We start from the raw sequence: 12315 nt of genomic DNA on the forward strand, positions 1-12315 counted from the left end.
TATTGTCTTTTTGTCGATCAAATAACGCCGCTGAATTCAAAGCGGCTGCTTGGGTGGTGTAATTCGGCCAGTGATGCAACTTTGCCAAAGGCGAACGTTCTTCTTCGGAGCATTAGGACTGGTTCATGTGGGACCATCTCGAGAACGTTAGCTATGTGGAGAGTTGGCACCATTGCTGTTATTACATATTCGACTCGCTGGATAGGCGCGACGGCTATTAGATATTCAGTAGGTGTGATCCTTTCGAAGTCTTGGAGTAGATAATCAGGCGCAACCTGAGGGTTGACATATCGCACTTCATATTGAATTGGGCGGGAATCGCTAAAGTGGAGGATTTCAGAGGTAAACAAAGGAGCTCCCTCCTCCAAGTTGAAGTCACGAGCCAGAACTTTCGAGGCAGGGAAGGGCCGCACCGTTTGAACTTTGGCGCTATGGCTAGCCCCTCGTTTAGATACGGTCTCTGAGATCGGCGCGATCTCGATTAGAGTCGTGTCGAATCTGCCATCGCTGACATATGTCCCAGAGCCTTTGATTCGATAGATTATCCCCTCTCCGACCAGTTCTGTAATTGCACGATTTACCGTCATTCGAACTACCCCGAACTGCCTTGCTAGTTCATTTTCTGAAGGTATCTTGCTGCCAGCGACGAGTCGACCACCTTCGATCTCGCTCAAGAGATAAGCTTTGATCTTTTCGTAGCTATATCCCGCTTCGTTGATCAAGGCAGATCCAGCCCGGAAGTAGTGGTCCATCCGGGATAGCTGTTTGCTATGACACCCTCTTCAACCATCTGTCTGGCTACATCAATATCGGGTGCTAAATAGTGGTCAATTTCGTAATGTGCCACTTTTCGCCGAACTATTTCAGTCACTTTGGCCAGAGCGTTACTGGTCTTATGTGGAGCCCGCAGGTCGATCCCCTGGGTTGCAACCAAGATCTCAATTCCAAGGATAACAGCCACATTGTTTGCTATCTCACTCAAGCGCCTAGCGGCAAAGGTTGCCATCGAGACGTGGTCTTCCTGATTTGCTGAGGTGGGAAGGGAATCGACAGATGCTGGATGGGCTAGTGACTTGTTCTCTGACGCCAAGGCGGCTGCGGTTACATGGGCAATCATGAATCCAGAGTTAACGCCACCTTCGCGCACCAAAAAGGGTGGCAGTCCTGAGAGAGATGAGTCGATTAGAAGTGCAATCCTCCGTTCGGCGAGAGCACCGATCTCCGAGGCGGCGATTGCTAAGTTGTCTGCAGCAAAGGCGATCGGTTCGGCGTGAAAGTTTCCACCAGAGAGGACTTCCAGAGTGTCAGGAAAGACGAGTGGATTGTCAGAAACCGAGTTTGCCTCAATTTCAATGATTTTGGAGGCATGGATAATTTGATCAAATATTGCTCCCATTACTTGTGGCTGGCAGCGGAGGCTATATGGATCTTGTACTTTGGCGCAATCTTGGTGGGAGAAGTTAATCTCTGATCCGCTTAGAAGCTCACGATATTTTTTAGCAACTTCAATCTGTCCGATGTGGCCCCGTAGTTGATGAATTCGATCATCAAATGGAACTGTCGATCCGGCGGCGGCGTCGACAGCTAAGGAACCGGCGACCGTGGCGGTTGCAAATAATGTCTCGATGGAAAATAGTCCATGAAGAGCAAATGCTGTGGATACCTGTGTGCCATTCAAGAGCGCTAGCCCCTCTTTGGGAGCGAGTTTTAGTGGATTTAGACCTGCGCGATTAAGACCCACCAAGGCACTAGCGCGCACTCCGTCAATTCGCACTTCGCCCACGCCGATTAAGATCGTCGCCATGTGGGCAAGGGGGGCAAGATCTCCTGAGGCGCCCACGGAACCTTTAGATGGAATTATAGGCATTACCCCAGCGTTATAGAGTTTGATAAGGGCGTCGATTACCTCGAATCGAATTCCACTATGGCCTCGAGCTAGACTTGCAATCTTTAGGACCATTACAAGTCGTACTACGGGATCTTCCATTGGCAATCCGACTCCAACTGCGTGGGAGAGGACTAAATTTTCTTGAAGAAGTTCGAGGCGGTCGTAGTCGATGTGCGTCGTGGCTAATCGTCCAAAGCCGGTATTGACTCCGTATGCTGGCTCGCCTTTGGCAGCAATGGCACCTATTGCATCTGCGGCTTTAGCAATTTTTGGTAGTGCACTTGTATCGAGAGATATCTCTTCATGTGAGAGGTTTATCCTCCGCAATTGGGCGAGCGATAGATTCCCTGGGTGAATTTCGATCATATTTGAAAATCCTGTCTAGACAACTTTAATTTAGTGTATCACTTTCAAAGTTGTCTAGACAGGATTTTTTCGGTTTTTTTATTTTTTCGTTTCGACCACTCGGTCGAGATCGCTGATCTCCGTGTAGCTAAGCGCCCTTGCGGGATCGATTCTGTAGATGTATTCATAATAATTTTTATCAAGTTCCCACTCCTTGGCTTGATAAAGTTGCAGTTGGGTGCTTTTGTGCCAGCTCTTTAGCGCTGTTGGTCGAGAGCCTGTGGCTTTTGATTGGGCTTATATCATGAGGGCGAATTCTCGTTGTTTTTATCTTTGTAAGTCGAGCGAGAAAACGCCTGGCTAGTTTTCTAATTGGATATGGTCTATCGCAAGGTAACCACATGCCTCGGAGTGTGCAATTGCGTAATTCATATCCGGCGACAAGCAAAGAGCTATGTTCGGATCTGGGTCTTTGTTGTGTTCAGGTACTCCTATCCGTGTTCTATCCCTAGTGCCAAGGCACTCCTATCTTGTTAGAAGTGTTTTTGTTAGAGTGATTTAGCTGAATCTCTAAGTAGTTGCAGCATTGCTTCAACATCGTTCAGATTGTTGTAGAAATGGAAGGATAGGCGGAGGTTATTGTTTCGATACGAGGTCCGCAAGTTACGTTCGTGTAGGAGTTGTGGCTGCAGCTCAACTGGTATCGAGACGATCGCGGAGTCTGTCGGGCCAAGACCGTACTCATTTGTGAATGCATTTGAAAGCTCCAGATTGTGATTTTTAATTGCAGCTACGCCGATCTTGGAGATTAAATCCATTGAATGTTGCGCGCCGACCCAACCGAACCAGTCGGGCGAGAGTTGATAGCGTCTTGTATCGCTAGCTAATCTAAGTGGTGGACCGTAGATGGACGTCCATGGATTTTCTCCCGCATACCAATTTGAAAATATTGGTTGTAGCCAATTCCTGGCTTCTTCTTGTACGCAGATGAATCCTGTTCCACGAGGAGAACATAACCATTTGTAGGCCCCCACAGCGATGACATCGAAAAGCTCTGAGTTGATGTCTAGCCAAGTGATCGCCTGAGTAGCGTCTAAATACGATCTCACACCATGTAGCTTGCATCTCTCAGAGAGTGCGGTGAGGTCTATTACCTTACCGCTGCTAGATTGAACTGCGCTAACGGCTGCGAGTTCGATGGAGTCATCGATTGAGTCAATGAACTTTACAAGCGGAACAATCCTGAGGTTTATTTGGCCCATTGAGGCCCGTGTCATAAAAGGGAAAAGGACAGAGGTAAAGTCTTCCATCGCGAGCAGAACAGTTCCACCAGGGCTAACCGAGGCCGCTACTTGTGCACTTGCTGTTGACACCTGAGAGATGATTCCAATGTTTTTGTGTGACGTTTTTACTAGCGATGCGAAATCTCTCGTAGCCGCTTCTATGGCTTGGTCAAAGGCAAGGATGTCTAAGTTCCCCTCTTCCCATAGTTTTAGGGTCTCGGCTATAGCTTTTGTCGTGGTCCTCGGAGGCAATCCAACAGTTGCTGTGTCGAGGTAGTGATTGGAATGATGGAAGTTGCTCTGAGCCAATTCGATCGATGGATTATTGGAAATTTTATTGTCTCGTTTCTAGAAAATACGCAAGAGCGATCGACGATGGCCTGTGTTTTGGGTAAAAGATAACTTTTTGACAGGTTAGCTTCTCGATGAATCGGTTGAAGTTGCTGGGGTCAATTCTCCACAGCCTAGAGGTTATGTCCATGTGATTCATGATTGACAGGAGAGCCGGTTTACCGCTGGATGATAAGGCCTATCAGAATTGGAGATTTGCTTCGTTGTGGCATAAGGGATTCTATCGACAAAATGGTGATCTGCCAAGACTAAAGCACTCTAGATCTGTTTTTTGAATTGCCCATGAAGACTCCGCGCGGTGGATGTCGCTATTGAATCGCACTTCGACGAGCGCCGCTGGAACCTTTGGGCCATAGGGATGTACCTTAATTATTAATTGTTTAACGATGGGGACTTAATGCTTTAGGTGATTGGCTGGCGGCTAAATTGGCCGAATTCTCGTGCTTTGCCAAAGCTGATGGATTACAGACAATCGAGAATTTTGAGTGATTTATTTTTTCATAGCCAGAGGCGCGAGTTTATCGCTACGCCTTGAAATCGAAAGGTTATTGTTCTTGATTGTAGGTAATTTTGTCTTGAATCTATCTGGTCGTTATTGATTCGGATTAGATTGCTTGGTGTCGATTGTGTAAGTGAAAATAAAGTTGGCTCGATCTATTCCCTGGACCAATGGCAATGGTAGCTTTGTGTTGAACAATCACCTTACGATGATATCCTAACGATTTAATATCTTGTTAATCTACTTTATGGGACGCATAATAGGCACATTTAGTCGTCATTGCCTGGGTGGCTTGTACCTTAAAATTCAGAACCGACTGATTCCAAGGGGGCAAAGTTTGACGCTGATCCTCCTGTGAAATAGACGACATACAGCATTTTTAACGGGGATATTCTTTTGGTTTTGGCATCTTGGAAGTTAAATGGGTTCGAGGCGGGCTTATATCTTGATTTTGGAATGCAAGAATAAAAATGCGTAAATCTTTCAGAGTATCTCCTCGGAGTCAAAATCTTTCTGATTCTACTCCAGGACTCATATCTTTGGTTGCTGCTCAATAGTAAGTTTCATAATGGCACTGAGACTTTTAGAAAAGAATCGATAACTCTATCTATAAAAGAGCTTATATCTCTATTCAACTTGTTACAATGGTTTTCTAATACATGGTTACGAGTGATTGGAATTTAGATATTTCTAATGTCAGCCCTAAAAAAATCGCCAGCGTAAGATGACTATCGGTGGCGCTGCGTTGGTCATAATTAGCCATTATTGCAACCAATCAGAATAAACCAACTCCTTCATCTAAGGTGAGTGCTTCTAAGAATAAGCCACTAACTACTACTGGTTCTAGAAATTCGCCTGTTTCTACTACTTCCAGTACATTGGGTGCTTCAACTTCGGCGACGCAGTCTCAAACGACAGCAGCTGCATCGTTGGGATCGAATTTTTCGGATGGCACCTGGGTCGTCGGCAAGCAGATTTCCCCGGAAAGCTATCAGACTTATGGAGGCTCAGGTTGTTATTGGGAGCGGTCGAGTGATTTGAGCGGATCGCTCTCTAGTGTTTTGGCGAACGGAACGCCACCGGGTCACGGCGTGGTTACTATTTTGGCTTCTGACGTTGGTTTTCAGACCCAGGGATGTGGTACTTGGAGTCCATTGGCAGCTACTGGTGCCCCTTTGACTACTTTTGGTGATGGGGACTGGGCGGTGGGAATCAATATAGCCCCGGGAACATATCAGACTTCTGGAGGCTCAGGTTGTTATTTGGATCTACCAAGTGATCATCGACTAAGTGATTATTGCTTGTCTTTGGAGATGGCTACTCTTGAATTAGATGAACTTCACGATTAAATGTGTCTTCGAATAGTTGACGTTTGCGCCTGAGCCCGTATTCTTCAAGTTCTATCTTTGTCGGTGATGTAACGAAAAGAAGGACTTGTGTCGAATTGGTCACGATTCGGCACTTTTCAACGATGCGGCTATGTGAGCGATCGAGTGCATCACCAAGACGTAAGATGGCAGCTAGTTTTGTTACTACGATTGCTCGGGCTTTGGTGAGTTCGCCAAAGGGCCCGTAATCAGATTTTGGAGTTCCACGTCTGTGGTACCTGACTATTGAGAGCAATTCATTTCGCTCATCTTTGTTGAAACCTGGAAGTCGTGAGTTTTCCAACAGGTAGGCACCGTGGCGATCATGGCCCTCGACTGAGATGTATTCTCCGATATCATGAACCAGGGCTGCTAGGTAGAGAAGTTCTCTATCTGAATCCCCGAGGTTGTGAAGGCCCTTAGTCTGGTCGAAGATCTCTAAACCTAGGTTTGCGACTTGGCGTGAATGGCCTTCGTTCCAGCCATATCTGGCGGCCACAGATGTAAGCGACGCAAGCTTGATCGACTCAGGTGATCCCTCGAACTCTGTTTCGCTTCTTTGAGAGAGTTCTCGTAGGATGATCCCTTCTCTAAGTGCCCATTCAGATGTGATAACTCGAGCGGGTTTCAGTGTGTCTAAGAGGAGTCCCAAGACCTCTGCCCCGGCTGGAAGTAGATCAATTCGCTTTTCGTCGATGCCATAGAGTTTGCTTCGAGACTTTTGATCGAGCTTTGTAAGGTCCGAGCAGATCGATCTTAGCTGTGATATAGCGATTTCGGCTTGATTTATTGAAGTGTTTTCCCACTGTGCCCGAGATGTACGAAGGAGGGCCATTCGGGCAATATTGAGGAAGCTTCCAGAAGAAAGAATAAGAGTCGTTGGGACGATTTCTGATTTTACGGTAAGTAGCTCATTGGCTAGGGTTGCCTCAAGATGGCTCCGAAGAGATTTTGAATCTATGCCAGATGGTGCTTTGGAGCTAGAAAATTGGGTGGTCAAGCGACCTACACCTACCGCGAAACTTTTGGCATAGGCGAGTGCATCTTGAGTTCCCGCAGTGATTTCCATGCTCCCACCTCCGAGATCGGCGCCGATGACCATTTCGCCATTGAAGTCAACCCCATGAGTGAGCGCATTCCAGATTAATTCCGCCTCTTTTTGTCCAGAGATTACCGAGACTTTAATGCCAAGGGTCTCCTCTAAGTCGTCAACGATGATACCCGCATTTCTAGCGTCTCGGAATGCTGCGGTAGCCAAAGCGACCATCTCGCTCGCGCCTACACCGCTGGCGAGGCTTGCCATAGTAGCAACCGTCTCTTTGATTAACTTTGCCGATTCGTTCGATATCACTTTGTTTTGCGCGACTTCATCACCGAGGCGCATCATGACCTTTTCTTTGAGTAGAACTTCAAAGTTATTGTGACCATGACCTCGTGCCACAACTAGGTGAAATGAGTTAGACCCCATATCGAGGGCGGCAACAATTACACCGGTGTTCTCTGTGGGCGCTATTTGGTTGATCTTTAGGAAACTTGGTTCGCTCATTACTGAGACAACTTAGGCGATATTTTTTAAAAGGTTTATTCTATTTCAAAATTAGTTGCGAACCTTCTCCCGAGTGGACAAGATCGATGAGAATTTTGTTTGCCTTGGGTGCCCCGATCCTTTTGGCCATCATGGCTAACTAATTCAAGAACGACTCCCATCTATCAACTCGGTCGACTAGTGTTGCTTGCTTTTATTAGAGTGTTTATGGTGATGGCCGCCTCATTCGGGTGGTAGAAGGGATTTTATGGATCTCATTGGTAATGCCAATTCCAATTTTTAATCGAGGTAGGCAGTTTTAGGCTAGGTTCGTTCAATTTGGTTCTTGCGATTTGCCACTTTGGGTGCTCTGGCCCGAGAAACCAAATGATATACAACGGGCTTGTGGAAACATTGGTTGCCATGATGTGAATTTCGCTGCCATCAGTTGAATTGCCTTTTCGGCGGTTTCATTCATTCACTCACTCACTCATCTACCTATGCATTTTACACCTGCGCTCTAGGTGGCGAATAGCCGACGATAAGCGTCATCTCTTTGAGACTCGGTGCTGTGGTGGTAGCTCAATCTCGGGTTTGTTGGTGGCCGCAAAATATCGTGGCAACAGAGAAACGATCAAGAACATGCCCTTAGCGCTGTTAGTAACCTTCTTTTTCCTGCTTGGCTAATTGGTCGGTTTGAATGAGTCTCAATTATTATTGTCCCATTTTGACGGATTGCTCTCCATGGATTGGAAGTTTTAGGCGATGCCCTGGTGAGCTTTATCACAAGTTTGCTTTGCGAAGTGTTTATTTCGATGACTTTTTATACCCGATTTCGCCTTTGGGAAAATCTCCACTTCGTTTGGAAATTAATTGGCTCCATCAGGCTTTGGAATATTTTTGATTCCGGAATAATGTTTAGTCGGAGTCGGTCATTATGACATCCATCAAGGAGTGAGCAAGTGGACAAAGTTGGACGAAAATGGACCTTTCTGACGAATCATGGTCATGTCTTTTTGGCAGTTGATTCGCGTTCGGATGCGTTGATGAAAGACATTGCGAAGGCGGTTGGAATTACCGAAAGAGCGACTCAGATGATTCTCGCAGACCTGGTAGAGGATGGCTATGTCGAGGTGACAAGAGTTGGTAGACGTAACTACTACAAAGTTAATGCATCAATGCATTTTCGCCACCCCAATGAAGCTACGAAAGAGGTCGGCGCTTTGCTTGACATCTTCAATGAAGAGATGATCGAAAGTTGACTCGATGGCCAGCATGGCTACATTGTGAATAAGGACACTCATGTACTCCCTGGTCATGGTGAGTCTTGACTTTGGATGGTTGTGTGCTTAAATTTTGGTGCCCTATTGTCTGTTTCAACGATTGAGTTTTTCAGACACACCCCGCCAGCAGGTGAAAAGCGTTATAGAGCTGCATGGTCCAGAGGTGTACAGTTCAGAGACTGGAGAGATGTGTCGGAAAGTTTGTTAGCGGCTACGAGCGGACGAAGGAAGATTACGAACCGCTTAATTTTTTAGTGAAAGTTCTAGCTCGCGCTCTAGAGATTGGGCCAAGAGATTAGCCCAAAACAAAACCCAAATAGTAGTGTTTAGATGGACGATTTCTCTAAACCTGTAACCGCTTCCTTGTGTAAAAGTTGATCAATCGGTAGCTTTCGTTATCTTGCGGTAGCGGAATAGATGTGACCTGGTGATTGCTTCGATGAATTTCTTTGAACTTATCGAAGTGGAACGAGCCTCAAGTTCATCATTGGATTCTGCGCTGGGTAGTTCATTGTTTATTACCGTTGGTAATGTTCCAGTGGTAGGTCCGTTCTTTCGATTTGCGCCGATATAGAGGAGGCCTCCAACGGGAATCGGCAGCCAGAAGTTGATTAATCGATATCCAATTACCCCAAGGATTGCAATAGCGCGAGGCGAGCCAAACCCCACCAGTGTCGAGGTGAGGACACCCTCAATAACGCCCAACCCTCCTGGGGTAATTGGGATGGCTGCTAGAACATTAGCTAATCCATAAGAGACCAATAGTGAGTCTGGATTGACGTAATATCCAAAGGCAGCCATGAATACCCAAAGCGATGCTGCGTCTAGGAGCCAGTTCAATAGCGCGAATACTATTGCACGCTTTAGGAGATCTGGATCGGATTCTAGATCGCGAATTCGAGTGGCGATTCTCTGTAGGATCGGCATTACTTTTTCCTTGGACAGGAATGAGATACGTCGTGAAACCCAATCGATCAATCTTTCAACTTTTGTCTCTCCTCGAGTAAATAAAATCAGGAGTAGGAAAAATACGGTGAAGACAACGGCGCCGATTCCGGCGGCGATTCCGTAGATTGCGTCGAACCCTCTCATTGGAATTGAGATGATAAGAGCTACCCAAAGGATTAGGTTTAGAACTACCGCGGAACCGATTCCTTGGACTGCAATTGCGAAACCGGCGTCAGTTGCTCGTATGCCACCGCCAGTAAAGAGTTTCATGGATACTCCGGTGCCTCCAGCGGTTCCCGCAGGTATCACGTGTGAAACTGCCAAGGATGCCAGGTCTATTCTAAAGATCTTGCCAAGGGAGAGCACCTTGGTGGGCAATACCGATTGTGTCAGCTTCGCGTATGCGATTAGCGCTGCGATTTCGAGACCGAGACCGGCTCCTATCCACGCTACATTCACGTTAACAAGTACGCTGAGAGACTTTCTCGCCCCGGCTAGCTGGGGTAGGACGAGGTATTCAAGAACAAGCAGTAGCAGCGCCCCTTTGATGCCCTTGATGGCAAAACGACGCAGGCGAAGACGAGACCTCCATTTTTTGGCCATGGAGGAGTGATCAATTGGATCATTGTCTTTGAAATCGCCGATTGTCTGCTCCGTTTGCTATAGTTTGGCGCCCTCGTGAATTCGTATGGCTAGATTCTCATTGGAGAGAAGTTGACATAGTTTAACGAATGCGTTGCTTTTAGCTTAATAAGTATCTATCAAAATGAAGGTTAAGGTTTTCATGGAATTCGAGATACGTTCTTCTCGCGCTGAATTTATGCGGCGGATCCTATTGATTGATCTGATCGTTGTTTTGACCGGACTAGGCATCTATCTAGCAATTGTGCTGCGAGGACTGTTATTGGATTTTCTAATATCTGGCATCCTAGCGATTGTCCTAGAGCCAATAGTTCGTGGACTGTCAAAGTTGCGCATGCGCCGCTCGATCGCGGTAGTTTTTGTAGTCTTTATAGGCCTGACCGCGATATCTGGGCTTCTATATATCTTTACGAAGCCTCTCTATCAGGCGGGAGTTACCTTTGTCCACGAGCTGCCAACCTTAGTGTCTCAAGCTCAAAATGGTCAGGGTCAATTTGGCTTGCTAATCAAGCAACTGCATATTGAATCCTGGGTGGCTCAAAACACATCTAGGATTACATCTGCTCTGACCAATTTCACTGGACCAGTGATATCTGCAACTCGAACTGTGCTTTCAGGAATAACAGGTTTTATTACGATTGCGCTATTGGCGGTCTTTATCATGCTCGAAGGTCCCGTGATAATTCGTGGGGTTCTTGGACTCTTGAGTAAAAATACATCCACTACAGTTATCCGAACGATCGAGGCGAGTGAGCGTGCGGTTGCCGGTTATGTCTTTGGAAATGTTGCAACTTCGACAATTGCAGGAATTATCGTCGGAGTTACTCTGTGGCTTCTCGGAGTGCCTTTCGTCTTGCTTTTAGCCCTTTGGGTGGCAGTCGTGGATCTTCTACCGTTAGTAGGTGGGCTGCTTGCTGGCGTGCCAACAGTAGCCATTGCCTTTTTGCATTCACCGATAGCTGGTTTAGTATCCTTGGTCGTCTTTATCGCGTATCAGCAGGTGGAAAATCATATTCTCAATCCGATAATTATGGCTAAGGCGGTGAAGCTGAATCCACTTTGGGTTCTCATCTCGGTCTTGGTCGGCGCGGATCTTGCCGGATTTCTTGGCGCTCTAATTGGAATTCCAGTAGCTGCGATGATTCAAGTCGTTTCTGCTGAGGTTTGGAAAATTATTGCGCCTAGGTACCAGGCTCGCCAATCTGATACGAGTCAGACTGACCTTGGAGCTGATTTCGTTGATTGAAGGGTTACATAAAAGAGGTGTTGACGATATCTCTGACTTGAATGAAATGAAGCAGTTAAACTGCTTTTTAATCGAGTTCGACTAGTTGGTTTATCTTTGATACTTGCTGGAGAGATAATATATTTCACTTCAGTGAATCAAGCGTCAATTTTTAAAAAGTCAGCTGAGCCATGAGTTTATCTGGCGTTCTCTTCGAATTAATAAGCACCAAGAGGTCGATCCAAAGATTGCCTTTTTCTTTTTGACCTTTCGAGCTGACTCGGGATATAGCTTTTGCATCCCTTGGCACTCCTCGTAGAGTTGGCGACTCCCACCATGAACCTAACCCTGGATCCACCGAAAATTTAGCCGATCGACTTTGATTTTGGCATAGAAAAGGTGCTCTGAACTGGTAAACTTTAGGTTGTAATAGTCAAAAAACAACCAGTTCAAGGAGCACCTTTTAGATGCGAGCATCTGCTAGTGCTTTAGAGTGTTTGATAGTCACCTTTGACGATTCGAACGCAGTTTCCAACAGTGGATTAATACTCCCTATCACCCTTGCTGAGAGACTTGGCCTTAGGGATCTCTTTGATTTACACATTGACCTAGAGGATCGTCCTGGACGAGCAAATGTTGGCAGAAAAGCTATGGCTATCGTCGCATCTATCTTGGCCGGTGGTGATTGCATTGATGACACTGCAATCCTTGAAAGCCCAAATGCACAAGTGATTCTTGGTCAGATAATGCCAGCACCTTCTAGGTTTGGTGTCTTCTTGCGTAGTTTTGAGACCAGTGACATCGCAGATGTTGAATGAGTTGCAGCTTTGTTGCTAAAACGAGCCTGGCTCGCTGGAGCAGGTCGAGGTGATGAGCCGCTTACCATTGATGTTGATTCCACAGTATGTCAGGTATATGGAAACAAAAAAGAAGGAGCTTACTTTGGTTATACCAACCTA

Annotated in this window: 9 protein-coding genes; 4 read left to right on the forward strand and 5 right to left on the reverse strand. The window is 46.4% G+C overall.

Annotation, left to right across the window (positions count from 1 at the left end):
• Positions 1-17: 17 nt before the first annotated feature.
• From hutC to ACIDITHRIX25_RS84015, 3 genes are all read right to left on the reverse strand, one after another.
• Positions 18-752, reverse strand: a complete 735-nt coding sequence (gene hutC, locus ACIDITHRIX25_RS84005) for a histidine utilization transcriptional repressor HutC (RefSeq protein ID WP_213333480.1) — start codon at positions 750-752, stop codon at positions 18-20.
• Entirely contained in the window at positions 719-2254 is a 1536-nt protein-coding gene (hutH, locus tag ACIDITHRIX25_RS84010; RefSeq protein ID WP_249685819.1) for a histidine ammonia-lyase, read from the reverse strand. The genes hutC and hutH overlap by 34 nt, the downstream gene beginning before the upstream one ends.
• 527 nt (positions 2255-2781) lie before the next feature.
• Positions 2782-3825: an aminotransferase class V-fold PLP-dependent enzyme gene (locus ACIDITHRIX25_RS84015; protein WP_052604064.1), complete on the reverse strand. Its 1044-nt coding sequence runs from the start codon at positions 3823-3825 to the stop codon at positions 2782-2784.
• 1344 nt (positions 3826-5169) lie between these two features.
• Between ACIDITHRIX25_RS84015 and ACIDITHRIX25_RS84020 the strand changes: the two genes are divergently transcribed.
• Entirely contained in the window at positions 5170-5715 is a 546-nt protein-coding gene (locus ACIDITHRIX25_RS84020) for an Rv1352/Rv1906c domain-containing protein (protein WP_152625784.1), read from the forward strand.
• Here the strand turns inward: ACIDITHRIX25_RS84020 and ACIDITHRIX25_RS84025 are convergent.
• Positions 5684-7279 (reverse strand): Ppx/GppA phosphatase family protein, encoded by a 1596-nt coding sequence (locus ACIDITHRIX25_RS84025; RefSeq protein WP_052604062.1) that lies wholly within the window; start codon positions 7277-7279, stop codon positions 5684-5686. The genes ACIDITHRIX25_RS84020 and ACIDITHRIX25_RS84025 overlap by 32 nt on opposite strands.
• 941 nt (positions 7280-8220) lie before the next feature.
• On the opposite strand from ACIDITHRIX25_RS84025, the gene ACIDITHRIX25_RS84030 reads away from it, so the two are divergent.
• Positions 8221-8520 (forward strand): helix-turn-helix transcriptional regulator, encoded by a 300-nt coding sequence (locus ACIDITHRIX25_RS84030; RefSeq protein ID WP_052604061.1) that lies wholly within the window; start codon positions 8221-8223, stop codon positions 8518-8520.
• Positions 8521-8919: 399 nt separating this feature from the next.
• Here the strand turns inward: ACIDITHRIX25_RS84030 and ACIDITHRIX25_RS84035 are convergent, their stop codons facing one another.
• Positions 8920-10092: a lysylphosphatidylglycerol synthase transmembrane domain-containing protein gene (locus ACIDITHRIX25_RS84035; protein ID WP_052604060.1), complete on the reverse strand. Its 1173-nt coding sequence runs from the start codon at positions 10090-10092 to the stop codon at positions 8920-8922.
• 181 nt (positions 10093-10273) lie between these two features.
• Between ACIDITHRIX25_RS84035 and ACIDITHRIX25_RS84040 the strand changes: the two genes are divergently transcribed.
• A complete protein-coding gene (locus ACIDITHRIX25_RS84040) occupies positions 10274-11377 on the forward strand; it encodes an AI-2E family transporter (RefSeq protein WP_052604059.1) in 1104 nt (367 codons plus the stop codon).
• A gap of 446 nt (positions 11378-11823) precedes the next feature.
• Positions 11824-12174: a hypothetical protein gene (locus tag ACIDITHRIX25_RS84045; RefSeq protein WP_052604058.1), complete on the forward strand. Its 351-nt coding sequence runs from the start codon at positions 11824-11826 to the stop codon at positions 12172-12174.
• The last annotated feature ends 141 nt before the right edge of the window (positions 12175-12315 follow it).

The sequence above is a fragment of the Acidithrix sp. C25 genome (genome assembly GCF_904848545.2).

Coding starts and splice junctions, on each gene's coding strand:
- hutC (WP_213333480.1), bottom strand. CDS start 752: ATGGACCACTACTTCCGGGCTGGATCTGCCTTGATCAACGAAGCGGGA.
- hutH (WP_249685819.1), bottom strand. CDS start 2,254: ATGATCGAAATTCACCCAGGGAATCTATCGCTCGCCCAATTGCGGAGG.
- ACIDITHRIX25_RS84025 (WP_052604062.1), bottom strand. CDS start 7,279: ATGAGCGAACCAAGTTTCCTAAAGATCAACCAAATAGCGCCCACAGAG.
- ACIDITHRIX25_RS84035 (WP_052604060.1), bottom strand. CDS start 10,092: ATGGCCAAAAAATGGAGGTCTCGTCTTCGCCTGCGTCGTTTTGCCATC.
- ACIDITHRIX25_RS84040 (WP_052604059.1), top strand. CDS start 10,274: ATGGAATTCGAGATACGTTCTTCTCGCGCTGAATTTATGCGGCGGATC.
- ACIDITHRIX25_RS84045 (WP_052604058.1), top strand. CDS start 11,824: ATGCGAGCATCTGCTAGTGCTTTAGAGTGTTTGATAGTCACCTTTGAC.